The sequence below is a fragment of the Ahrensia sp. 13_GOM-1096m genome, assembly GCF_000620605.1.
Classification (GTDB): Bacteria; Pseudomonadota; Alphaproteobacteria; order Rhizobiales; family Rhizobiaceae; genus Ahrensia; species Ahrensia kielensis.
On the sequence record NZ_JIAX01000012.1, the window covers coordinates 68,032 to 91,191 of the forward strand.

The window sequence follows — 23,160 nt, forward strand, 5'->3', positions numbered from 1 at the left end:
GGTGAGATGATTCACCCATGCCCCTAAGCCCAGATCAGAAAAAGTATCACCTCTTGCGCGACCTTGTATATATGAGCGGGTTTAACCGCCATATTGCCGCGCCTCGGAGCGATATACCGCGTTTCGCTGATCATGACAAAGCGATGGCAAAGCCAGTCGCCAAAGATGCGCAGTCCAAGTCTAAGGCAAAAGATCAATAATCGCGTAATGCGAGCCTAGCCAAACAAGTCGCCTTGCTTGCCAAGCAAATCATCCAAATACATCAAATGCGCAAAATCATTGACCAGATGATTATGCTTAAGGCTGATATTAGTATGAATATCGGCTGAACTCGTGGGCTGGGATGGCACGGGGTGGTTCATGCGATAGCGGTGCAATTCCAAGGCGCGTTTGCGGTGGCCTGATATATCGTTTCGTAAGTCAGCAATGATCTTTACGCGCAACGTGCGCAGCTTGGCTGAACGTCGTGGCTCTGGCAGCTTATCCATTCCCGCAATGTCGTCGCGCATATAACCTTGATACTGGCTATAGCGCGTGGCCTCTCTGATTTGTTTGAGTGTCAGAACGCGACCACCCAATAAATAATACCATGGGTGGCCTGTGCTGTACTGAAACCGTGCTTGGGGTGATGAAGTCATGACCAATCCTCCCTATGCGCAGCGATAGACACAAAGTGTCTTGCCTATGTGGGTTTCTGTATAATCTGCGCGCAAATCACGCGCGATGGCCTCATAATCAATGTAATGGGTAAGATGGTCGGGGATTTCACCAAACAACCCCTCATCAACAAATTGACGGGCTAACTCGCGCAGCGTGGTGCCTTCATAAATATCGACATCGATATCATCGGCATGGCCTGTTTGTACATCAAAGCTGTACCCACATTCACCAACGGCAATGATCAGTTTGGTTTTATCCTCATCGCTCCATTCATCCAGCTTTTCTATAAATGGAATGATGGTGGCTTGATTGATACTTAAAGCCTCGAACAATCGGCAGTCTAAATCATCGCCATCAATGAACTGGATTTCAAATTCTTCGACCGGATAGCCATAAGCGTTGCGGCAGGCTTTTACCTTGGCTTGGTATTCGGCGGCATCACTAAAATAAAATCCTGATGCGTCTATGTCATAGGGCTGCGCATAGAACCGTAAGTCATGGCTTAATATTGTTTGTCTGTTTTGTGGTGTTCCTTGTTTCATCTGTTTTTCCTCCATTAGATAGGGTTGCGACATGCAACCTTGCCCTTTGGCGAAAACGGAGATGGGAGGGGCAAAGCCGAATCGACATGAGTGGTGCGGGCGCAACATCGTGAGCCACGGTCATGTCTATTCCGCTTGTGGGGAGAGAAGAGGCAGAGCCTCTCGGCTTCACCTCTTAATCGAATGAAAAAATATCACTGCAAAACTTAAATGCGTGAATTGTTTTGAGTTGTTGGTTTGTTAAAACACTCTGTAAAGGGAGCGTTACCAATGAAAGATTTAGTGATAATTGAAGCGCAGCTAACTAGAGTGTTGAGCTTTTTCCCGCGCGTCGACACTAAGGCCGCAGGGCTATTCACTATTAATTCTGCGATTTTGACCTTAAGTGCGTTTAATGTTGAGGCGGGTGATTTTAATCGCTGGTATATTGCTGTCCCGGGTGCATTCCTCGTTATCGGACTGGTTGCTTCGTACACTTTTATATACAAATGCAACTTTCCCGAATTGAAAGGTGGTCAAAGTAGCCTCATCTATTTCTCGGCGATTAAAGAGCGCACTGAAACAAGCTATAAAACCGAGTTTGAAGCAGTCAGTGAAGAAGAATATCGTGCTGATATGATCGGCCAAATTTGGCGAAACTCGCATATTCTCGCGGTCAAGTACCAAGCCATTGCGATGGCTATCCGGCTGACGTTAGCTACGTTGATCCCATTCGCGGTTTTCTTGGTGATGACTGCGATTGAGCACAGCCGCCTACCAATAGTTGGAAACTAATATGGCTTTGAAGAACGATTTAATAAATGCGGTAGATGGCATTTTCGGAAAAGCATTTGAGGAGCGAACTGGACTCAAGATTCCTTCTTCTCAGGACGTAACGTTGACAAATGGCGCAGTTAAAATTGATGCTGCATTTCTTTATGCTGACTTGGCGGGGTCGGGATTAATTGCAAAGGTCTGCCCATGGGAAACCACTGCTAAAATCATCCGGGTATATATCGATTGTGCCGTTAGGATTATTCGATCCCACGGTGGTGAAATCCGCAGCTTCGATGGTGACAGAGTTATGGGTGTTTTCATTGGAGACTATAAAAGGACGAGTGCTACAAAAGCAGCTCTCCAAATTCAGTGGGTTACGCGGCACGTAATTGAGCCGGAAGCACATAAGCGTTTTAAGTCCGTACAAAATCACGATGTAAAAATTCGGCAAGCGTGCGGCATTGATGTTGGAACATCCCGTGCGGTACGTGCGGGTATCCGCAATAACAACGACCTCATCTGGATTGGAAAGCCGGCAAGCTTTGCGGCGAAGCTATCCGACATTCGCGAGCACCCGTATGCAACTTTTATTTCCCATGATATTTACAGCAGATTAGCAGACGAGGCAAAATTCAGTAATGGCTCGGACATGTGGGAGAGGCGGAGTAAAAAATTTGCTGGAGATGACGAGGTTTGCTACCGTTCCCATTATTGGTGGTCGCTTTAGAATTGGAACCACTCTGCTGAGTTGCTTACGCGCCGAATGAATTCACAAGGTCGTTCACGTCTGTCTTTCCTGTATTGATATAGCGCAGGCGCTTTTGAGGCAGTTCAATCTGATTTTCATGGCTAGGCAGTGCGTCTGGCTAAATCATCGCACGTGAGTTCATTTTGGAACTAGCCTCAAGTAGGCCTTCTGCTACAGGATTAATTCTGTGACATACGTGAAGATCATGCACAAAGTCACCCGAATGTGTGCTGATGTGGCGCACACGTCTTAATCCTTCCCACAAATTTCCATTAGCGAGATCAACCGCATAAGCGAGTTGATCTATACTTAACCACCACGTTGACATTGCAAAATTAAAGACAGGGTCATGGCCAGACTTTGGACTGTTTTTGGCAATGGTTTGAATGTTTCTTGCAAGTGCTTCGAGCTTTTTATTGATCGATACAGCAAGGTTATCGAAAGATTTGCCATCAAAGTCGATGGAACGACCAACAAGTAACTGCATAAGACCTATTGTCATATCGCGATTTTGTATTGATCCATGATCACTTAAGCTGACCCCGATCTTTTCGATCTGACGGTTGTTGAGTTCTAAAGTCGACCCGTTCAAAAAAACAATCTTTCCGTCCTGACGTAAATTGGCTTCATGACGAGCGAGCTGGTGCATTAGCGCCAAGAAGCTACCATCGGCATCAGTTAGGCTGGCTATTGTGTCGCCTTTACGGGACTTATTGGTGAGTGCTTTCTTTTTACATTCAATCAAAAATATACGCTCTGGTGTCTCTACAATCAGATCTGCTTCAAGATTGCCCTTACCGCTCGGATTTGCGTATTTCTCACCTGCATAAGTGACATTGTGACCGCTATTTATAAGAACCGCCTTGGTTAGAAGTTCCAATGCATCACCTAGTTTCGTTTCCAGCCTTGGGATGCTCAGCATTCTAAGTTGCGCATATAATCGTTCCCATAAAGACCGTGCGGTGATCCCTGTGGGCTGAATAACAGCATCCGTATTTTGGCGATTTATAACTGGATAATAGCTTGCGTCACGTTGAGCGGTATCAGACGGCGTAAGATACGAGCTATTAACGCCAATTGATGGTGATGAACAAGTTGACAATAGTCGCTCACATTCAGAACTAGACAGATTGTGGCCAATCATATCGAGTGACCGGACAGGGATTAAATTAGTCGCGTCGGAAAGGCAGAGAAGATTGCCTGCGAATGTTTTCCATTTGTCAGCGCTGACAATAGGAAATAGTATTCCGACGCTATCAAGTGCCACTATCCATGTTTCAAGGAGGGCGGCAGCAATCTTGGGGTGCCATTGAGGAAAAGCAAACATTTCGTCGTAAATGAGAGTTTCATTCATCGTATTTGCAAACGATGATTTTCCAAGGGCCATATTTTCATATGAGCTATGTGGTTCGCAATCAATAATTGCTGTAAGCAGTTGACCCAAGTTTATTAGTTCGTCGATTTCATGCTGTATTTCCAGTGGTTGCAGTCTCGGTGGACTATCAATGTGCTTCACAGCGAGCGAGTATAGGTAATGCCATGGGATGCCAGCTTCGCGCGGTTTTTTAGCAACCATTTCAGGTCTGCGGGCATGTGATAAGTAGCCATTCAAAACTTTTCCGGTCTTGTTTAGCGCATGCAAGATATAGCTGGCGACATTTTCTCCCCCTATACGAGCAATGGACTTTTCAATACGTTTGCAAAAGCGCTTATATTCGGATGGTGGAAACCGCGGGCCGTATCCATTTATAGGAATGCGGAAGCCTTTTTTTCTCGTTTTCCGAACCGCTTCCGCAACAACCTTTTCACGTGAGTTGCTGATTAGCGTGTGTCGAAACCAATGCGCATTGATTGCATCGACTGCAAGTTTAATAGCTTCACTCCAAGAATCATGTTCGCCAAACGTTTTGCAGGATGATTGCTCACGCAAGGCTTCTTCTATTTCCCTAAGAATTAGCCATTGTCCAATCACCGCTTCGCTTAAATACAGCTTGACCTCAACCGTTTTTCTAATTCTGAAAAGGGCGTCGGTAGACCAGCAATTATCTTCGCAACTCAGGCAAGATACGATTTTAGTTCGCAAACTATCAATGTGAGCTTGATTAGTGTCAGATTGCGAAATTGGATAAGCATTGATTGCGTTTGCAGATTTACTGCTGAGTTTCAGGTATCTCGTGAGCGCCTGTGGGATTTCGGTGTGTGTTGACATGAAGTGATTATATCAACTTGGTTGGGTATTGCAGCGTAAAAATCACAGACTCTCTTCATAGTACATACGATGTGAGTGACAAAACTGCGATACGTTTGGATGGTGATTGTGGCTCAATGCGGAATAAGCGCCACAGGCTAGAGGGATGAAACGGGAGAGCGCAGCGTCTCCCTTTCCAAGATGTGCTGTTATACAGCACACATCTTGCATAACATCTTTATCTGTACTTATCCTTCAGTTCTTACGCAGGCATAAGTGTTGGATCAGACATGGAATCAAATATTCTCGCTACTTCACTACGTTTAGCTTTAAGTCGCTATGAACTTTGCGTTGGTGAAACACTCTCACCTGAACCTAATATTGAGCTTTTAGAAAACGAAGATTTCATCGCCTTTGCCGAACCTGATGGCGATGGCGTGCGTGTCCATGTTTCAATAGGGGTTGTGTTGTCGCTAACCGACCTTTGGCAAAAGGCCAAGGCTTACTCCGATAGCTTACCTGAAGAGGATCAACTGAATTTCGAAGATGTTGATCAGGCGATTGATGCATCGCTTCAATGGCTCATGCTCCATGAGCTGCACCATTTTGAAATGGGTCACTTCAAGCTAACAGGTGGGCGCGGGATTGCCGAGACCAGCCAGTCAAAAGCTTTTGGTCTAACACAGCGCTCGGCTCAAAAGCCTGCGCTGCTCGATCAACTGCCAGCCGAACACCATTTACTGGCTGAACGCTGTTTGGAACTGCAAGCCGATCATGACGCGACAGAAATGTTGCTCGATGCATATTCAACAGACGGCTGGGATATCTTGCGGTTTTACGCCGCGTCCATCTTTGCGGTCATGGTTCTAATCGACCAAGAGGATGAGGCCGATGATGCGACCCGCACTCATCCCAAAGCCGCAACGCGGATATTCCAGTTCATGGGATATCTAAGCGTGATGTGGTCGATCCCCGCTTACATTAAGGCGCAACAAAAAGGATTGGAACAACCCGATCCTGACGATCTGCCATCAACCGAAGAGATTGAAGCGTATCACGCGTTGGTTGTGGCTCCCGCATTTGCTGATGCTGTTTTGATAGCGCGCGCCGCTGGTGCGCAGTCCACGATTAACGATCTGGGCAGCGCAGAAGATTTTGTCGCTGATGTCAGAGCGGCGCAATTGCATTCTGGTTCTGAGATGCGCACCAAAGGTGCGCTAGAATATGACAGTCTGTTGCCGATCAATCTTGCGCTGATGCAGTTGCTAGAGCTTAAGCAGTTCATCCCTTAAAGATCACATTTAGGCGATGAATCTCGAAAGCGGATGGGTCGTGGTCTTTGAACGCCAATGCCATTTGATCCAGCTTGGCCGCATTAATGGGATGGCCTTGGACTAAGCCGCTGGCGCATTCATTGATGGTGTCGGCGTCACTTATCAACATAATGTATTTGTGCACTCCTGCATCATCATGCTCACTCAACATAACCTGCTGATTACTGTGTGGGAGGGAAGGCAAATTGTGCTGCCCATTTGTAATGGGCAAAACGAGTGTGACCTGATTATGGTGGAGCGACATCGGGTAATAACGGCCCTTGTACCCCTCAAGTGTCAAAAGTGCTCCATCAAGCTTCGTGTCTAAATCAAAGTAGAAATCATCACCCAACTGGATGCTGGTATCATCAATCGGCTGTTGTGCACTACGTTGGGTAAGACCGCGGCGTTTTCCAATCACAGGACGTAATTGCCCATATAGCCCATGCTGAATGATGAAGTCGTCCCATTTCGTGAGCAAGGATGGATCAAACACTTCAGGAGCAAGGTCTATCGCCAAAGGCAGGTAGTTGATGGCGATCCATTTATAGATTTTGGCGATCTTCTTGTGTGCAAGCCGTCCCTTGGCCAGATTCTTCTCGTCTTCATTGGTTATGCTTTCGAGAGAGCCATGCGCTGCAAGATAAATATCATCAAATTTCATCCTCTCGGCGGCTTTAATGGCCGTGACCACACGGTTGATCGCTTTACGTTCAGCCTCGGTTGAAGATTTAAGCTCTAACGAGCGTTCAGTGCTGAATGGATCATTCATTACCCTGATTACCTCTATGCTTACCAAATATTGGTTTGTGCCATTGGTGTAAGCAAAAGCGGGAAAAACGCAATAATATTACGCGGAATTTGCTTTGTATGATAGGACTCTTGTCCTATAATGTTCTTGTATTGTTCTCATATGATTTGAGGCGAAAAGGAGACAACAAAGCAAACGCGCAAGCGCAGACAAAGGAAAGCATCATGACCAAAGCCCCCACCGATACCAATTCACCATTTGATGGATCACCGCCGTCACTCACAATCGATTGGGAGCTTTATGCTGCGTATCTTGAAGAAAGCGATTTAGATGAAGATCAAAAGCATGAGTTTATTGAGACGCTTTGGTCTATCGTCGTGTCATTTGTTGATCTGGGCTTTGGCATTGATCCAACCCAGCAAGTCTGTGGGCAAAATGGCATCGAGGGAATCTTTCTGCCTGCTGATGTGATATCCTCATTGGATAATTCGGACAATCATACCAATGAGCAAACTGTGGGTCATAACGATGATGATCCTGCAGGTCAGGAGGAGTCATGAAACCAAATTTAAAATCAGAACCACAAGTGCAACGCGCTGTCATTTACTGCCGAGTCTCATCCGTCAAACAAGTGGAAGAGGGGCATGGGCTTCAATCGCAAGAAACGCGTTGTCGCCAGTATGCGCTGGAAAAAGGCTATTCAGTCGAAGCGGTGTTTCCTGATGGTGTATCGGGCGGCGGTGATTTTATGAAGCGACCGGGCATGGTCGCCTTACTTGCTTACTTGGAAGCGCAAGCTGGACAAAAATATACCGTTATCTTTGATGATCTAAAACGCTTTGCCCGTGATACAGAATTTCACATTAAGTTACGCCGTGAACTGGCTGCGCGCAGCGCATCTGTGGAATGTCTCAATTTCAAGTTTGAGGATTCACCGGAGGGGCGGTTCATTGAAACGATCCTCGCAGCCCAAGGTGAGCTGGAACGCGCCCAGAATGGTCGCCAAGTCTCGCAGAAAATGAAAGCGCGCATGATGAACGGCTATTGGTGCTTTCATGCACCATCAGGCTATCGCTATGCAAAAACGAAAGAGCATGGCAAGCTTCTCGTGCGTGATGAGCCGCTGGCGTCTGTTGTCCAAGAGATGTTTGAGCGTCTTGCTAATGGGTCATTGCAAACGGTCACGGAAGCGGTTGCCTTTCTGGGCGCGCAAGCTGGCTGGAGAAGTTTGCGCTCTTCGGCAGTCAATTATCAGACGATTTACGATATGTTGAGGCGGCCTCTTTATGCTGGCTATATAGAAATGGCCACATGGGACATTCCTCTACAGCGCGGCAAGCATGAGCCGCTAGTCTCATTCGAGACATGGCAAAAAGCCCAAGAGCGTCTCAAGGGTACAACCTATGCCGCTGCCAGAAATGACATCAGCGATGATTTTCCGCTTCGAGGGTTTGTGAATTGTGCCAAATGTGATTGCGCTTATACATCCGGTTGGTCGAAAAGTCGGGATGGAACCCGTCATGCGTATTACCGATGCAAAAACAATAAATGCGTAAGCTATGGGAAATCCATCCGTAAGGCGCAGCTTGAGGGTGATTTTGAGGCATACCTGCACAGCTTAGAGCCACAGGCAGGACTTCTTGGATTGTTCAAGCGTATGTTTAATGACGCGTGGTCATTGCGTTTAAGCCAAGCGGATAAAATTGCTTCGAAATACACTGAAAAAGCGCAATTGATACAAACCAAGATCGATAGTCTTTTGGATCGATTAGTTGATGTGGAAACCGCAACAGTGGTGAAGGCTTACGAATCGAAGATCAATAGCATGGAGCGAGAAAAGCTCATTGCGCTGGAAAAAGCCCAAACTTTGGCTCCCTCAACGGATACCTTTGATGAATTGTTTGAACACGCCCTCACATTCCTTAAGAACCCAGCAAAACTATGGGCTTCGGGCATATTCGAGTTGCAAAGATTGGTGATGAGAATGGCGTTTTCAGACCGTGTGGGCTACTGCCGCGAAACGCGCAGTTTGAACACAAAATTATCGTTACCATTCAGTATGTTAACGCATGATTATGTGGGGAATGAAAGGATGGTGGGCGATACTGGGATTGAACCAGTGACCCCTTCGATGTCAACGAAGTGCTCTCCCGCTGAGCTAATCGCCCATCCGTGGCGCGATACACCACATAAAGCCGTTTGCCGTCAATAGCTTTGACGATAAATTCCGCGATTGATTAAGCTGCTGCGATAAGTTTTTCTACTTCATCAACAAGCTCACGCAAGTGGAACGGCTTTGAAAGGACTTTTGCGTCTTTTGGCGCGTCGCTTTCAGGGTTAAGCGCAACAGCTGCAAAACCAGTGATGAACATGACTTTGAGGTCAGGATCAAGCTCGGTTGCGCGGCGCGCAAGTTCAATACCATCCATCTCAGGCATAACAATATCTGTTAAAAGCAGAGAGAATGGTTCTTCGCGAAGGCGCTCGTAAGCGCTTGCGCCATTGTCAAAGTCGACGACTTGGTAGCCGGCTTTTTCAAGCGCTTTGACCAGAAACCGGCGCATATCGTTATCATCTTCTGCCAATAGTATGCGATGCATTTTTATTTCCGCTTCTCTTGTTGCCTATGCTTAAAGCAAGCTAGCCATGCTCTTAGCCCGATCAAGGTAAATTTCAGGTTTACACCATCAGCGCTGTTTGGCTTCATATATAAAGCCGCACACTCGTAACGACGGTTTGAAACTGAACTTCGCTCTCAAGTTCGAGCTCTTGTGAAACATGATGTAGTGCAAAATCATAATTTTGTTCAATTAAAATCTTGTGATCTGCCGATTGTCTTGGATTTACCCTTAACGCGTCACCCTAGACAAAGCTCATTGAGGCTGTCAAAACTAAAGCCAAGATACGATTATTGCTGGAAAATTTGGGTTTATGCACGTTTCACCAGATTTCATTGATATGGAAGCCTTTGAGGTTTGTGAACCGGATTTTCACAACGTCCCGTTTGTCATGAACTCGCCGCATAGTGGACGCTATTATCCAAAGCGTTTTCTTGAAATGAGCAAACTCGACATGCATGCGATTCGCCGATCAGAAGACTATTTTGTCGACGAATTGTTTTCCGATGCTGTCCAAATTGGCATCCCTATGCTCAAAGCGCATTTCCCGCGCGCTTATTTGGATGTAAACCGCGAGCCCTACGAGCTGGACCCGCGTATGTTTATCGACAAGCTGCCACCTTATACGAATAGGAATTCGCTGCGCGTGGCCGCTGGACTTGGCACGATACCGCGCATCGTGTGTGAAGGCTTGAATATTTATAAGACCCGTATCGGCCTTGATGAGGCGATGATGCGCGTTGAGCAACTCTATAAGCCGTACCATGCCGAGTTACGTGCACTTTTAAGTCGTACCTATGGCCATTTTGGCCATGCTGTACTTATCGATTGCCATTCCATGCCCGCTTCTGTTCACTTGGGGGCAGAGGGCGCGCGGCCTGATTTTATCATTGGTGATCGGTTTGGCACGAGCGCAGCGCAGGTGCTCAGCGAAGCTGCCGTCGATATTTTGCGCGATATGGGATATTTGGTGACAACCAATAAGCCCTATGCTGGCGGGTTTATTACGGAGCATTATGGCCGCCCCGCACGCGGCCTGCATGCGTTGCAGATTGAGATTAATCGCAGCCTTTATGTCAACGAAAAGACAATGGAAAAACGGCCGGGATTTGATGCATTGCGCGATGATTTAACGCGATTTATGGCGCAGTTGAGTGTATTGGATGGTGCTCAGCTGAGCGATTTTAGTATTGCCGCTGAATAGGCTTTAAATCCAAACTATAGATAAACTATATCAAGTAAAAAAAGACCGCATCCTAAGATGCGGCCAGTCGTTGGGAGGAAAGTAACGTCTAGTGCGTAGCATATAGCTCCGCAGTTTAATAATTTTCTTCCTTGTACTACTAAAGTCAAGCCGCATACCTTAGTTATGGGTTCGGTAGTCCAATCTTCCAATTCAAGTGATCGGTTATCTATATGACGAATATAAATGATTTGAAGCGTTTAGCTGATGCAGCCTCTGTTCAGACGCTAAAATATTTTAGGTCCAACTTAAATGTGGATAACAAGTACGAGGTTGGATTTGACCCCGTCACCGCTGGCGACCGTGAAGCCGAAGCAGCTATTCGCCAAATATTGGATGCTGATTTCCCAGATCACGGCATATTGGGCGAAGAGTTCGGTGCCAAGAACCTTGATGCACGCTATGTTTGGGTCATTGATCCGATTGACGGTACACGCGCGTTTATCTCAGGCCTGCCTGTTTGGGGCACGCTTGTTGGCTTGATGGAAGATGGTGTTGCCAAACAAGGCTTTATGCATCAACCCTATACGGATGAGCTCTATATCGCTGACGGCACGCAATCATGGCTGATTGAAAAAGGCGGCGAGCCTCAAAAGCTTGCATCGCGCCAAAGCGCAAAATTGCAGGATGCGATTATGTTCACAACATCGCCTGCGCTATATCAGGGTGCTGAAGCAGAAGGTTACAAAAGGCTCGAAAGCCGTACAAAATTAGCGCGCTATGGCACAGATTGTTATGGTGCTGTCATGGTGGCGTCCGGCCATGCAGACATTTTTATTGAGGCCGGTCTTCAGCCCTATGACATCGTTGCGCTCATTCCGATTATTGAGCAGGCGGGCGGCGTCATAACGACGGTTGATGGGGAGCGTGCAGAAAAGGGCGGTACTATTCTGGCTGCAGGTTCTAAAGAGCTGCATGCAGAAGCATTGCAAGCATATTGGGGCAGAGCCTGATTTTTGTCAGTCAGGTGAGCCTGGAATGAATGCATCAAGAGCTGCAAAAAACTGCTCGCGGTAGTCATCTATCTCTTGCATCAATTCGTGCCGCGCTCCGTCGATTGTTATTAATGAGCCGGAGCGCAAGCGGTGTGCATAGTCCTCAATGGCTGGCCGCGAAACCACTTGATCAGCGCCTGCATTAATCAGTAAAACGGGTATGTGGATTTGCGCCATGTGTTCACTCTGGCGCACGCATTGAGCAGCTTTCATTGATGCGCGTAGCCATGAAGCCGTTGCGCTGCCAAGTCCTAACCCACGTTTTGGGTCCATCAAATCTTGATTGCGGGCATAACGCTTAGGATCGTTTGTTACGCGGTTTTTCTCAAATGGCGTGGCGGCAATGCCATTGCGGCTGCCCCCCATATGCATTGCGCCAAGGCCAAGAAACGTAAAAATGTTTGATAGAAAAATGACTTGGCTTTCGCCGAGCGTTTCATCGCCAACGCCTAAAAACGGTGAACCAAGCAGCATGCGCCGAATACGGTTGTTCAGGCGCGGGGCGGTGTAAAGGGCGATCAAAGAACCGGTTGAGTGAGCAACGATGTAGAATGGTGCGCGGCACTCGGGCAAAACAACATCCTTGAACACAAGTTCCAAATCGGCGCTATATTGTTCGTAAGTGTCGATATGGCCGCGGCGATGATCTGAGAAGAACCTTGAAGATCCGCCTTGGCCGCGCCAATCAAAGGTGACGACATCAAAGCCACGTTCTAAAAGTTGGCCGATTGTTTCAAGATATTTCTCAATGGCTTCATTGCGCCCATGCAGCAATATGATGGTGCCATTGTTTGGTTTGTTGGTTGATTTAAATAAGGCAAACCGGATTTTATAACCGTCATCTGTTTCAAGCATATCCAGAACATCTGGATCAGGGCCAGTATTATTCGCAATTTTCAAAAGGCTGGTCATGGCAGGCAGGAAGCTCGGTTTCAGGTGCCCTAGTGATAGGTTTAACGCGTTCAAAGGTCAAAGAAAAACCGGAGACAATTGCTTGTCTCCGGCTTTATAACTGGACAGGAAGGGACAGGACAGTCCAGCTAATTTCAAATGGTTTTAGCGAAAGCTATAAGAGAAGCTAAACCCGTTGCGTTGTCCGCGGTAACCGTGGCGATACTCATTGTTGCGGCGGTGGTTGCGGATGCGCTCGCGGCTGATAACTTGTCCGTTTCTAGCGCTTACGGTCAGGCGAACCGGTCCATTGCGGCCTTGGGCAACAGCATAGTAACGACCATGGTTGAAGCGAATGTTTCTGACATTGCGAAAACCGCGATTGCTAAGCTTGCGTGAAATCTGGCGCGGCGAAAGAATACGATTACGTTCGGCACGTTTGTTCCAATGCTTGCGGCTCGTAGAGTGCGCTTTGGTCACGTCCAAAGTTGTTGTAAGGGCGGTTTCAGCACGCAGTGGTGCTGCTTGTGCAGGTGCGATAAAACTTGTTGCGCCCATGGCCAAAAATGCAGTTGCGATAATAAACTTTTTCATCAGTCGTCTCCTTTTTAGTGGAGCCAGCCTTTGATTTGTTTGGCCAGTTCCGTCGATAAAGCCAATTAAACATTTTGACCCTGAACTCAGACGGAAGGTGCTGTTCATTTTCAGTTCATAAAAAATCCAAATGTTTTGTTTGGTTTTTCAGTCGGGACTTGAAACCTGTTTTTGGCATCACCAAATTATGGAGGCAGACGCCAATTATGGGTCTGCTGGCCGCAAGAGATACGCCAATTATGGGTGTTTCAGGTCAAATATCGCAAACGAAGAAGGCTGTACCGGCAGGTATAGTCATAATGTCGCTCAAAGGAGGACACCTCATGCGTCACGTAGATTTTACACCATTAAACCGTTCAACTGTTGGTTTTGATCGTTTATTTTCAATGCTCGATACACTCGCGCAACCTGAAAGCGGGCAAACCTATCCGCCATACAATATCGAACGCATTAGTGAAAATGCTTACCGTATTACAATGGCAGTCGCAGGTTTTGGCGAAGATGATATTACCATCGAAGCGCGCCCGAATGTTTTGAAAATTGCTGCGGCACAAACGCCGGATGAAGATGGTGAGAAACATGAAATGCTGCATCGTGGCATAGCGTCTCGGGCTTTCGAACGTCGCTTCCAACTTGCCGATTATGTTGAGGTTAAGGGTGCAAAGCTGAAAAACGGCTTGCTCCACATTGATCTTGCACGCGAAGTGCCAGAAGCAATGAAACCGCGCAAAATTGAGATCACTAAAGGTAGCGCCGACAGCACGAAACAGATTGAAGCTAAAACGACTAACTAATCGCTTAATCGTATCATGCTAAACTGATGAGAGCCGCCGGAATTCCGGCGGCTTTTTTGTGCGGAGTTTTGCCGCCTTAGCGGTATAGGCGCTGCAAAAAACTATCGACAGCAATACGGCCTGGACCCCACGCCATAAGTGCTAATGCGATTGCGGCCCATGTGAGGTGCACCGGCCAGCCGGTTGGAACCGTCAACTGGATGATGACAGTCATTGCTAAAATACCAAGGGCTGCAAAGCGCGTGAATATGCCGAGTACGAGCAAAACGGGTAGAATAATCTCTCCAAGGCCAGCACCAAATGCAACGGCATAAGGGAACGGGAATGGATATGTGCTGCCTAAAATGTGCAGTTGAAATTCATTTTCAAACAGGAGCGGTGCAATTTCTGAAAGCTGCAAAAAGCCATCCCATTTCAAATCGCCGGATTTCCAAAATGGAACAGCAACGGCCACACGCAGCACCAGTTGCGTTATATCTTTTTGCGCGATGGCTTGGATCAGGTTCGATGCTTTTCCGATGATGCCTGCCGGTGCGGCATTATCCATAGCGACTGATTTTTCTTCATGAGCAGAAATTGTGGTCATTATTCTATCCCTCCATTATATCGCTTGGCCGTCCAAATTTATTTGGATGGTTGCTCCGGTTGCCAGAAGCATTTGCAAATTGTGATTAAGATCGAAACTGATGTCAGTTTCGGTTGCTAAAGCGGATGCTTCACCCAAAGTTTTGCCGTTGAGAATTGCATCCATGAAAACATGTTCGCCCACGCTCAGCAGTATAAGCCGCGTGTCTGTTTGGGGCCGCGTCATCATAAGTGCTTGCGGGTTAGCCATGTCGAGCTTGGCAAGTTCCATGAAACCGCGGTTCATGAGAAAAATATCGTGAACCGGAAAATCAGAATTGATAATGAAGCTTGCTGGATGCGGGGTGAAATTTATGTCCGCCAATCTTTGCGGATCAACCATGCCAAGGCGTGCAGGATCAAGCGGTGCTAAATCTGCGGCGTGATAGGCGGTTAGCCAAGCCCGTTCGATACGGGCGATATCACCAAGATAGGGAAGCGTTTTTGCAGGCTCGAAACCATCAATAAAATTGCCAAAATCTTGGCCATATAAAAAGAGCAGGGGTGACTTTGGTGGATGGGCCCGCACATATTCACGGGCCATGGCGCGGAAATATTCTTCGCCGACAATTTTCTGTACGGCTGGATAAATATCTGCAACCGCATTGATAAGGCTTACAGTCACATTGTTGCGGTAAACATTGTAGCGCTTGTCTGCCGCTTTGCCGTTTGGGCCGATGATTTCATCGGGCTTTGGCGCTGCGGGGTTGAGCATTCCAGCTGCAAAAGCCTTCGTTTCATATGAATTATCAGCCATAGCGTTAAATCGAACTAGCATGGCGTTTTCCAAGCGGTGCCATATCGTGCATACGCTGCGCGCGTTTTAAAATTGCGTTTGCACTACCAGCTTCAGCGCGCAAAATTGGCCATTCGGGTAATTCAGAATCCCATTCCACAAGCGTTGGAATACAGCCAACTGTCTCTATAACGTCTTCATAGAGCGACCATACGGGATCAGAGACAGGTCGGTTGTGACTATCAATTAGAAGCGTTTGGCCTTCATCATCTTCTTGCTCGGTATGGCCTGCCAAATGAATTTCACCGACATGCTCAAGCGGAAATGCGTCCAAATATTCAAGCGCGGAAAATTTATGGTTGGTTGCGGATACAAAAACATTATTGATATCGAGCAACAGGCCGCAGCCAGTACGTTTTACGATCTCACGCATGAAATCGGTTTCGCTCATGGTCGAGTTTTCAAAAAGTACATAGGTCGCAGGATTTTCAAGAAATATTTGTCGTCCCATAACGTCCTGCATTTGGCTGACATGCTGCGCAACATGGTCAAGCGTTTGTGCGGTGTATGGCAATGGGAGTAAATCGTTGAGGAAAATATCCTCATGGGTGGACCATGCCAAATGTTCAGAAATCATGGCAGGTTCATAGCGATCAACGAGCGTTTTAAAGCGTTGCAAATGATCTTGGCTTAGCGGCTCAGGGCCACCGATTGACATGCAAACACCATGTAATGAGATTGGAAAATCCTGTCTTACGCGTTCTAATGTGCGGTGCGGATAACCGCCATCGCCCATATAGTTTTCTGCGTGAACTTCCAGAAAGCCAACATCGCCTGGATCATTGAGAATAGCCTCAAGGTGATCGTGCTTGAAGCCGACACCGGCTGATGCCGATGCCAGTTTGTTGTTTGGTCTTGCTGCAAACCGTGAGTGTGAAGCATCAGACGATGCTGTTGAAACTTCATCACGATGACGCAGGGGGGGACAAGATGTCATTGTGTGTTCTCCGGTTTGCAACAAGTTATTCGCGATCTGCTTAAGCAGGAACATCGCGTGTAAGCGCTGTCAAAGAGCCGGCTTTGTTTTCGCCAACGCTCATTGTTTCGCATGAACCAGCTTCAACATATTTCCAAGCATTGCCCTGATAATCGATTGTTGATGTGCCTTGGCATGTTGTGCCTGGGCCTGCTGCACAATCGTTTTGGCCTGCAAGTGAAACGCCAAAGCATTTTTCTTTTGCTGCGTGCGCGTCGTTGATTGTGCCAAGGTTTACACCTGCAATTGCTGCTGCAACTGCAGAAGCCATTACGGCTGCTGATACGGTAGATTTAACTGCATTAGACATGAGTAACTTCCTTTTATCGTTTTTATAATTGCTGTTTTGTGGACCGTAGCCTCCGCGCCGGTCTTCAACAGAGTTTCAAAAAACGTAATCAAAAGGAAATGAAGAGGATGCGAGGTTATCGCACGTCATCCTCACGAAATGGTGAGCTTATCGACCTCTATTGTGTGAAAAAACTACATTAGCGCTGCGAATTGCTCAATTTGTGCTGGTGTTGTTGCAAAGCTGGTCACCAAGCGCACGAGATATTCATCGTCTTTAACAAGGTTGTCCATGCCGTATGGCGCTGGCCAATCATAGAATTGGGCGCCTGCCGCTTTGGCTTTATCAGCGTGATCTTTCTTCATAATGGCAAACACTTCATTGGCCTGACATGGCCATGCCATGCGCATTGTGGTGCTGCTATCTATTTTGTGTGCCAATAGCGCGGCCATTTTATTGGCGTGACCTGCAAGTTCTAGCCAAAGGTTGTCTTCTAAATAAGCATCAAATTGTGAGGCTATGAAACGTGTTTTAGAAAACAATTGCGCCGAACGCTTTTGTAGATATGGCACGTCACTTGTGTAGGTTTGGTCCATATAGATGAGCGCTTCTGCGCACCAGCAACCATTTTTCGTTCCGCCAAACGACAAAATATCAACGCCGCTTTCCCACGTCATTTGTGCTGGTGTGCAGCCAAGCGCTGCAATTGCATTGGCAAAGCGTGCACCATCCATATGCAGTGGCAGGCCATATTGTTTGGCTATTTTTGAAATCTCTTTAATTTCAGCCAATGTATAGAGCGCGCCGACTTCGGTGGCCTGCGTAATCGTAATCGCCATGAGCTGTCCGGCATTTAGTGAGCCTTGGGGAAACTGCTCCAAAGCCTTTGCCAAATTCGCAGGATCGATTTTGCCAAGTGGACCATCAACCGCGCGGAGGCGTGCACCATTTGTGAAAAATTCAGGTGCGCCGCACTCATCTTCCATAATATGCGCTTCGCGGTGGCTAAATGATATGCCGCCCGTTTTGTTCACAGATGCAAGCGCCAGCGAATTAGCCGCTGTGCCTGTGGCGACGAAATAAACATTTACGTCGCGCTCAAACAGTTGATTGAACCTAGCGTTCACTTTGTTATCGACTTCGCTATTGCCGTAAGATGGTTGAAAACTGCCAGCCTGCTTAGCTGTTGCGTTTGCAATTTTCTCATGAGCGCCTGCCCAATTATCCGATGCGAAGAACATAAAACCTGACCTTGAGTTTGATGATTATCTATTGGTTACTCCCATAATAACGCCATTAAGACACGCTAAAACAGCTTATATCTGCACTTAATTGGATTTTTTTCGATTGCACCGCAAAAAAGTAGGTATCAATCCAGTTGTGTCGCCTTGTAATTTTTTAGAAGTCTGCCATAGATCAGGTCAGCAATGCTGTCCTAATTTGGAATTCGTGTGATTGTCTTCGATGATTGCGCGTTTTAGTGCCTAAAGTTTGGGCATACAAACTCCAACAAGGCGATTGACTTGAGGACGCCGCTGGATATTTCCAGTGACGAGACAGGTTACGCCGCATTGTCATATATAAGTGTGGGTGTTTCTGTTTTTCTAAAGCAGAATATGTCGAACGGTCCAAGCTGGACCATCTTTAAAAATGCCGGAGGGTTATGATGACGAAATTGACGCCATCTTTGAATGCAACTGAACGCGATTTTTCTGCGGACAAACGCACGGCCACGGCACATAAGGATACGGTCAATCGCGGTATGCCTGCAGCGCAGGGTCTTTATGATCCGCGCAATGAGCATGATGCCTGCGGTGTTGGCTTTATTGCCAATATGAAAGGCAAAAAGTCTCACGAGATTGTCTCTCAAGGTCTGGCAATGCTGGAAAATCTTGAACACCGCGGCGCGGTTGGTGCAGACCCACTTATGGGTGACGGCGCTGGCATGCTGGTGCAAATTCCAGACGCGTTTTTCCGCGAAGTCTTAGAAGAAGATGATGTCTCGCTTCCTGAAGCGGGCGCTTATGCTGTTGCGCATATATTTATGCCGCAGGAAGAAGATCTGCGTGCGCATTGCATGGGTATTATTACCGAATGTGCGATGGCTGAAGATGTTGATCTGATCACTGTACGCGATGTGCCTGTTAACAATGGCATGCTTTCTAAAGCGCCAGAAATTGCAGCCAGTGAGCCTTGGCACATTCAGGTTTTCTTTGCTTGTCCTGAGGGCTTGGACGAAGATGCATTTGAACGCCGTCTTTATGTCTTGCGCAAAGTGATTTCGAACCGGATTTTCCAAGAGACGCAAGGCCGCGACAATGGCTTCTACATTGTTTCAATGTCGTGCCGCACAATTGTTTATAAAGGCATGTTTCTGGCCGATCAGGTTGGGCCTTATTATACAGACTTGACCGATCCGCGTTTTGAAACAGCGGTCGCATTGGTGCACCAGCGCTTTTCGACAAATACATTTCCAAGCTGGAAGCTCGCACACCCTTATCGCATGGTTGCGCATAATGGTGAGATCAACACGCTGCGCGGTAATGTTAACTGGATGGCTGCGCGTCAGGCTTCTGTTTCTTCGCCGCTTTTTGGTGATGAGATCGCAAAGCTTTGGCCGATTTCTTATGAAGGCCAGTCTGATACTGCATGTTTCGACAATGCATTAGAGTTTCTTGTTCAGGGTGGTTACTCACTAACTCACGCTGTCATGATGCTTATTCCAGAAGCATGGTCGAACAATGATTCAATGGATGAAGGCCGCAAAGCTTTCTACGAATATCACGCTGCATTGATGGAGCCTTGGGATGGGCCTGCTGCGGTTGCCTTTACAGATGGCCGCCAAATCGGTGCGACGCTAGACCGTAATGGTCTGCGCCCAGCGCGTTATATCGTGACCAAAGATGACCTTGTTATCATGGCGTCAGAAGCCGGTGTTATTGAAGTTCCAGAAGAGCGTATCGTTACCAAATGGCGATTGCAGCCTGGCAAAATGCTGCTCATTGATATGGAGCTTGGCAAAATTGTTTCTGATGCTGAAATCAAGCAGCAGATGGCCGATGCTAATCCGTACCAAAAATGGTTGCAGGACACGCAGCTTATTTTGGAAGACTTAAAGCCGGTTGCTGCGCGTGAGCCAAACACCGATGCGTCTTTGCTCGATCGTCAGCAGGCATTTGGCTATACGCAGGAAGATACAAAAATCCTGATGTCGCCGATGGCAACCACGGGTCAGGAAGCCATTGGTTCTATGGGAACCGACACGCCTATTTCTGCGATGAGCGACAAGTCAAAAATGCTCTATACGTATTTCAAGCAGAACTTTGCGCAGGTTACGAACCCGCCGATTGATCCAATTCGCGAAGAACTGGTGATGAGCCTTGTTTCATTCATCGGTCCGCGTCCTAATCTTTTGGATTTGCAAGGTGCGTCTTCTCACAAGCGCCTAGAGGTTCGCCAGCCGATCCTTACCAATGGTGATTTGGAGAAAATTCGTTCAATCGGTCATACGGAAGACCTGTTTGACACCAAAACGATTGATTATACCTATCCAGCGGCAAATGGTGCCGAGGGCATGGAAGCTGCCATCGAACAATTGTGTGAACGTGCTGAAAAAGCTGTTCATAGCGGCTATAATATTATCGTTCTTTCAGACCGTAAAATTGCTGCGGACCGCATTGCAATCCCTGCGCTTTTAGCAACGGCTGCTGTGCATCATCATCTTATCCGCAAAGGGCTTCGCACATCTGTTGGTCTTGTGATTGAGACAGGTGAGCCGCGTGAAGTGCATCATTTCTGCCTGCTTGCTGGTTATGGCGCAGAAGCTATCAATCCATATCTGGCTTTCGACACTTTGCTTGATATGCATGAGAAGGGCGAGTTCCCGCCAGAAGTTGATACTTATGAAGTTGTAACGCGCTATATAAAATCTATCGGCAAGGGTATTTTGAAAGTTATGTCCAAAATGGGCATCTCGACTTATCAATCCTATTGCGGCGCGCAAATTTTTGATGCGGTTGGTCTTCGCCAGTCATTTGTTGATCGCTTCTTCTTTGGCACAGCAACAACGATTGAAGGTGTTGGTCTTGCTGAGATTGCAGAAGAGACTTTACGCCGCCATGAGCTCGCATTTTCAAATGATCCAGTCTTGCGCAATGCGCTGGATGTTGGCGGTGAATATGCTTACCGTATGCGCGGTGAAAACCACACTTGGTCGCCGGATGCGGTTGCGAATTTGCAGCATGCTGTGCGCAAAAATTCCTATAGCACCTATAAGGAATTTGCAGCTGAAGTGAACGCTAAGACTGAGCGTGCGAACACCATTCGCGGCCTGTTTGACATTAAGACGTCTGATAATCCTATTTCAATTGATGAAGTAGAATCGGCAGCCGAGATTGTTAAGCGCTTCTCAACGGGTGCGATGAGCTTTGGCTCAATCTCGCGTGAAGCCCACACGACACTTGCACGTGCGATGAACGCCATTGGCGGTAAGTCAAACACGGGTGAGGGCGGCGAAGAGCCAGACCGTTTCATGCCGACACCGGACGGCAAGGCAAATCCCGAGCGCTCTGCGATCAAGCAGGTTGCATCGGGCCGTTTTGGTGTAACGACAGAATATCTTGTCAATGCGGACATGATTCAAATCAAGGTTGCACAGGGTGCAAAGCCAGGTGAAGGCGGTCAGTTGCCGGGTCACAAAGTTGACGCGACAATTGCTAAAACCCGCTATTCAACACCGGGCGTTGGTTTGATTTCACCGCCGCCGCACCACGATATTTATTCAATCGAAGACTTGGCACAGCTGATCTATGATTTGAAAAATGTGAACCCTGCGGCTGATATTTCTGTCAAACTGGTATCAGAAGTTGGTGTTGGCACGGTTGCGGCTGGTGTTGCTAAAGCACGTGCCGACCACGTTACAATTTCCGGGTATGATGGTGGCACGGGCGCGTCACCGCTTACATCGCTTAAACATGCCGGTTCTCCATGGGAAATGGGGCTTGCTGAAACACATCAGACACTTGTGATGAACGGGCTTCGTTCGCGCATCGCACTTCAGGTTGATGGTGGTTTGAAAACAGGCCGCGATGTTATTATCGGCGCTCTTCTTGGGGCTGATGAATTTGGTTTCTCAACAGCACCGCTTATCGCTGCTGGCTGTATCATGATGCGTAAATGTCATCTGAATACATGTCCGGTTGGTGTTGCAACGCAGGACCCTGAACTGCGCAAGCGCTTTAAAGGTGCACCAGAGCATGTGATCAATTACTTCTTCTATGTTGCTGAAGAAGTGCGTGAATGGCTGGCTGCAATGGGCTACCGCAAGCTTGATGACATTATTGGTCAAAGCGAAATGCTGAGCCAAGCGCAATTGATTGAGCATTGGAAAGCCAAGGGTCTTGATTTCACAAAATTGTTCTTCAAGCCAGAAGCTGAAAAATCAGAGACTTATTGGACACAGCGCCAGAAACATCCGATTGACAAAATCCTTGATCGCAAGCTGATCGAGCAAGCAAAGCCTGCGCTTGAAAACAGGCAAGCTGTGCAAATCGAAACACCGATCCACAATGTTGATCGTTCTGCAGGGGCGATGTTGTCGGGTGCTGTTGCGAAAGCATTTGGTCATAAGGGTCTGCCTGATGACACAATTCATGTGACACTTACGGGTACAGCTGGACAGAGTTTTGCAGCATTCTTGATGAGTGGTGTGACGTTTGACCTTGTTGGCGATGGCAATGACTATGTGGGCAAAGGCCTATGTGGTGGCCGGATTGTTGTGCGTCCGCCAGAAAATTCAAACATCGTTGCGAAAGATAGCATCATTGTGGGTAACACTGTTTTATACGGTGCGATCCAGGGTGAAGCCTATTTCCGCGGTGTGGCAGGCGAGCGCTTTGCTGTTCGTAACTCAGGTGCCGTGACCGTTGTTGAAGGCTGCGGCGACCATGGCTGTGAATATATGACAGGCGGTGTCGTTGTTGTTCTTGGCAATACGGGCCGTAACTTTGCGGCGGGCATGTCTGGCGGCGTTGCTTATGTGCTTGATGAGGATGGCACGTTTGAAAAACGCTGTAACATGGCGATGGTTGAACTTGAGCCAGTGCCGGAAGAAGATGATATTCTTGAGAAGCTTCATCACCATGGCGGCGACTTGGCGCATAAAGGCCGTGTTGATGTTACGGGCGACATGACACGCCACGATGAAGAGCGTCTTTTGCAGCTGATCACGAACCACAAAATGTACAGTGGCTCATTACACGCAGCGCAGATTCTGGATAATTGGGAAGAATATCGTCCTAAGTTCCGCAAAGTGATGCCGGTAGAATATCGTCGTGCTTTGGAAGAAATGGAAGCAATGCGCGGCATGGTCGCGGCGGAGTAA

The 23,160-nt window shown here is 47.5% G+C and carries 20 protein-coding genes, 1 tRNA gene and 2 pseudogenes; 10 read left to right on the forward strand and 13 right to left on the reverse strand.

Features of this window, described 5'->3' with window-relative positions; all coding sequences use genetic code 11:
* Positions 1-17: 17 nt before the first annotated feature.
* Positions 18-200: a hypothetical protein gene (locus N530_RS0109675; RefSeq protein WP_026480543.1), complete on the forward strand. Its 183-nt coding sequence runs from the start codon at positions 18-20 to the stop codon at positions 198-200.
* 15 nt (positions 201-215) lie between these two features.
* Here N530_RS0109675 and N530_RS0109680 read toward each other — a convergent pair whose 3' ends face one another.
* Together N530_RS0109680 and N530_RS0109685 are read right to left on the reverse strand one after the other, a co-directional pair.
* Positions 216-638 (reverse strand): hypothetical protein, encoded by a 423-nt coding sequence (locus N530_RS0109680; protein WP_026480544.1) that lies wholly within the window; start codon positions 636-638, stop codon positions 216-218.
* A 12-nt stretch (positions 639-650) separates the two neighbouring features.
* Entirely contained in the window at positions 651-1,217 is a 567-nt protein-coding gene (locus N530_RS0109685) for an antirestriction protein ArdA (protein ID WP_247869185.1), read from the reverse strand.
* A gap of 255 nt (positions 1,218-1,472) precedes the next feature.
* Here N530_RS0109685 and N530_RS0109690 point away from each other — a divergent pair, with 255 nt between their 5' ends.
* Together N530_RS0109690 and N530_RS0109695 are read left to right on the forward strand one after the other, a co-directional pair.
* Positions 1,473-1,976 carry a Pycsar system effector family protein gene (locus N530_RS0109690; protein ID WP_026480546.1) on the forward strand — a complete coding sequence of 168 codons (504 nt, stop codon included), beginning with the start codon at positions 1,473-1,475 and terminating at the stop codon, positions 1,974-1,976.
* Between the two features lies 1 nt (position 1,977).
* Complete coding sequence (locus N530_RS0109695) at positions 1,978-2,685, forward strand: adenylate/guanylate cyclase domain-containing protein (RefSeq protein WP_026480547.1); 708 nt, start codon at positions 1,978-1,980, stop codon at positions 2,683-2,685.
* Between the two features lie 139 nt (positions 2,686-2,824).
* Here the strand turns inward: N530_RS0109695 and N530_RS0109700 are convergent, their stop codons facing one another.
* Positions 2,825-4,915: a hypothetical protein gene (locus N530_RS0109700; protein ID WP_026480548.1), complete on the reverse strand. Its 2,091-nt coding sequence runs from the start codon at positions 4,913-4,915 to the stop codon at positions 2,825-2,827.
* A gap of 269 nt (positions 4,916-5,184) precedes the next feature.
* On the opposite strand from N530_RS0109700, the gene N530_RS0109705 reads away from it, so the two are divergent.
* A complete protein-coding gene (locus tag N530_RS0109705) occupies positions 5,185-6,186 on the forward strand; it encodes a hypothetical protein (protein WP_026480549.1) in 1,002 nt (333 codons plus the stop codon).
* On the opposite strand, the gene N530_RS0109710 is transcribed toward N530_RS0109705, so the two are convergent.
* Positions 6,176-6,979 carry a hypothetical protein gene (locus N530_RS0109710; RefSeq protein ID WP_155851962.1) on the reverse strand — a complete coding sequence of 268 codons (804 nt, stop codon included), beginning with the start codon at positions 6,977-6,979 and terminating at the stop codon, positions 6,176-6,178. The two genes, N530_RS0109705 and N530_RS0109710, sit on opposite strands and share 11 nt — an antisense overlap.
* Positions 6,980-7,182: 203 nt before the next feature.
* On the opposite strand from N530_RS0109710, the gene N530_RS0109715 reads away from it, so the two are divergent.
* Both N530_RS0109715 and N530_RS19510 read left to right on the forward strand, forming a co-directional pair.
* Positions 7,183-7,518, forward strand: a complete 336-nt coding sequence (locus N530_RS0109715; RefSeq protein ID WP_155851963.1) for a hypothetical protein — start codon at positions 7,183-7,185, stop codon at positions 7,516-7,518.
* A pseudogene (locus N530_RS19510) lies at positions 7,515-8,558 on the forward strand (recombinase family protein); the annotation flags it as partial. The gene N530_RS0109715 and the pseudogene N530_RS19510, both read left to right, overlap by 4 nt.
* 493 nt (positions 8,559-9,051) lie before the next feature.
* On the opposite strand, the gene N530_RS0109720 reads toward N530_RS19510, so the two are convergent.
* Together N530_RS0109720 and cpdR are read right to left on the reverse strand one after the other, a co-directional pair.
* Positions 9,052-9,126: transfer RNA gene (locus N530_RS0109720), tRNA-Val, on the reverse strand.
* 69 nt (positions 9,127-9,195) lie between these two features.
* Complete coding sequence (gene cpdR, locus N530_RS0109725; protein WP_018689119.1) at positions 9,196-9,558, reverse strand: cell cycle two-component system response regulator CpdR; 363 nt, start codon at positions 9,556-9,558, stop codon at positions 9,196-9,198.
* Positions 9,559-9,889: 331 nt separating this feature from the next.
* Here cpdR and N530_RS17810 point away from each other — a divergent pair, with 331 nt between their 5' ends.
* Both N530_RS17810 and hisN read left to right on the forward strand, forming a co-directional pair.
* Positions 9,890-10,780 (forward strand): N-formylglutamate amidohydrolase, encoded by an 891-nt coding sequence (locus tag N530_RS17810; protein ID WP_051540875.1) that lies wholly within the window; start codon positions 9,890-9,892, stop codon positions 10,778-10,780.
* A 212-nt stretch (positions 10,781-10,992) separates the two neighbouring features.
* Positions 10,993-11,772: a histidinol-phosphatase gene (gene hisN / locus N530_RS0109735; protein ID WP_026480552.1), complete on the forward strand. Its 780-nt coding sequence runs from the start codon at positions 10,993-10,995 to the stop codon at positions 11,770-11,772.
* Positions 11,773-11,778: 6 nt separating this feature from the next.
* Here the strand turns inward: hisN and N530_RS0109740 are convergent, their stop codons facing one another.
* Complete coding sequence (locus tag N530_RS0109740) at positions 11,779-12,726, reverse strand: alpha/beta hydrolase (protein ID WP_026480553.1); 948 nt, start codon at positions 12,724-12,726, stop codon at positions 11,779-11,781.
* 144 nt (positions 12,727-12,870) lie between these two features.
* Positions 12,871-13,299, reverse strand: a complete 429-nt coding sequence (locus N530_RS0109745; protein WP_026480554.1) for a hypothetical protein — start codon at positions 13,297-13,299, stop codon at positions 12,871-12,873.
* A gap of 323 nt (positions 13,300-13,622) precedes the next feature.
* On the opposite strand from N530_RS0109745, the gene N530_RS0109750 reads away from it, so the two are divergent.
* A complete protein-coding gene (locus N530_RS0109750; RefSeq protein WP_026317365.1) occupies positions 13,623-14,093 on the forward strand; it encodes an Hsp20 family protein in 471 nt (156 codons plus the stop codon).
* 76 nt (positions 14,094-14,169) lie between these two features.
* Here the strand turns inward: N530_RS0109750 and N530_RS0109755 are convergent, their stop codons facing one another.
* From N530_RS0109755 to N530_RS0109775, 5 genes are all read right to left on the reverse strand, one after another.
* Complete coding sequence (locus N530_RS0109755) at positions 14,170-14,679, reverse strand: DoxX family protein (protein WP_026480555.1); 510 nt, start codon at positions 14,677-14,679, stop codon at positions 14,170-14,172.
* A 15-nt stretch (positions 14,680-14,694) separates the two neighbouring features.
* Positions 14,695-15,495, reverse strand: a complete 801-nt coding sequence (locus N530_RS0109760) for a putative DNA-binding domain-containing protein (RefSeq protein WP_202899060.1) — start codon at positions 15,493-15,495, stop codon at positions 14,695-14,697.
* Positions 15,479-16,450, reverse strand: coding sequence for a DUF692 family multinuclear iron-containing protein (locus tag N530_RS0109765; protein ID WP_026480557.1), 972 nt, complete (start codon positions 16,448-16,450; stop codon positions 15,479-15,481). Before N530_RS0109765 ends, N530_RS0109760 begins: the two co-directional genes overlap by 17 nt.
* 40 nt (positions 16,451-16,490) lie before the next feature.
* A complete protein-coding gene (locus N530_RS0109770; RefSeq protein ID WP_026480558.1) occupies positions 16,491-16,799 on the reverse strand; it encodes a DUF2282 domain-containing protein in 309 nt (102 codons plus the stop codon).
* Between the two features lie 173 nt (positions 16,800-16,972).
* A complete protein-coding gene (locus N530_RS0109775; protein WP_018689129.1) occupies positions 16,973-18,019 on the reverse strand; it encodes a low specificity L-threonine aldolase in 1,047 nt (348 codons plus the stop codon).
* 518 nt (positions 18,020-18,537) lie between these two features.
* Here N530_RS0109775 and gltB point away from each other — a divergent pair.
* Positions 18,538-23,160: pseudogene (gene gltB, locus N530_RS0109780) on the forward strand (glutamate synthase large subunit); the annotation flags it as partial.

Excerpts from the sequence above, each read along its gene's own strand:
- N530_RS0109755 (WP_026480555.1), bottom strand. The coding sequence starts at position 14,679 with ATGACCACAATTTCTGCTCATGAAGAAAAATCAGTCGCTATGGATAAT.
- N530_RS0109675 (WP_026480543.1), top strand. The coding sequence starts at position 18 with ATGCCCCTAAGCCCAGATCAGAAAAAGTATCACCTCTTGCGCGACCTT.
- N530_RS0109760 (WP_202899060.1), bottom strand. The coding sequence starts at position 15,495 with ATGCTAGTTCGATTTAACGCTATGGCTGATAATTCATATGAAACGAAG.
- N530_RS0109700 (WP_026480548.1), bottom strand. The coding sequence starts at position 4,915 with ATGTCAACACACACCGAAATCCCACAGGCGCTCACGAGATACCTGAAA.
- N530_RS0109750 (WP_026317365.1), top strand. The coding sequence starts at position 13,623 with ATGCGTCACGTAGATTTTACACCATTAAACCGTTCAACTGTTGGTTTT.
- N530_RS0109680 (WP_026480544.1), bottom strand. The coding sequence starts at position 638 with ATGACTTCATCACCCCAAGCACGGTTTCAGTACAGCACAGGCCACCCA.
- N530_RS0109685 (WP_247869185.1), bottom strand. The coding sequence starts at position 1,217 with ATGGAGGAAAAACAGATGAAACAAGGAACACCACAAAACAGACAAACA.
- hisN (WP_026480552.1), top strand. The coding sequence starts at position 10,993 with ATGACGAATATAAATGATTTGAAGCGTTTAGCTGATGCAGCCTCTGTT.
- N530_RS0109740 (WP_026480553.1), bottom strand. The coding sequence starts at position 12,726 with ATGACCAGCCTTTTGAAAATTGCGAATAATACTGGCCCTGATCCAGAT.
- N530_RS0109765 (WP_026480557.1), bottom strand. The coding sequence starts at position 16,450 with ATGACATCTTGTCCCCCCCTGCGTCATCGTGATGAAGTTTCAACAGCA.
- N530_RS0109745 (WP_026480554.1), bottom strand. The coding sequence starts at position 13,299 with ATGAAAAAGTTTATTATCGCAACTGCATTTTTGGCCATGGGCGCAACA.
- N530_RS0109775 (WP_018689129.1), bottom strand. The coding sequence starts at position 18,019 with ATGTTCTTCGCATCGGATAATTGGGCAGGCGCTCATGAGAAAATTGCA.
- N530_RS0109770 (WP_026480558.1), bottom strand. The coding sequence starts at position 16,799 with ATGTCTAATGCAGTTAAATCTACCGTATCAGCAGCCGTAATGGCTTCT.
- N530_RS0109705 (WP_026480549.1), top strand. The coding sequence starts at position 5,185 with ATGGAATCAAATATTCTCGCTACTTCACTACGTTTAGCTTTAAGTCGC.
- N530_RS0109695 (WP_026480547.1), top strand. The coding sequence starts at position 1,978 with ATGGCTTTGAAGAACGATTTAATAAATGCGGTAGATGGCATTTTCGGA.
- cpdR (WP_018689119.1), bottom strand. The coding sequence starts at position 9,558 with ATGCATCGCATACTATTGGCAGAAGATGATAACGATATGCGCCGGTTT.
- N530_RS17810 (WP_051540875.1), top strand. The coding sequence starts at position 9,890 with ATGCACGTTTCACCAGATTTCATTGATATGGAAGCCTTTGAGGTTTGT.
- N530_RS0109690 (WP_026480546.1), top strand. The coding sequence starts at position 1,473 with ATGAAAGATTTAGTGATAATTGAAGCGCAGCTAACTAGAGTGTTGAGC.
- N530_RS0109710 (WP_155851962.1), bottom strand. The coding sequence starts at position 6,979 with ATGAATGATCCATTCAGCACTGAACGCTCGTTAGAGCTTAAATCTTCA.
- N530_RS0109715 (WP_155851963.1), top strand. The coding sequence starts at position 7,183 with ATGACCAAAGCCCCCACCGATACCAATTCACCATTTGATGGATCACCG.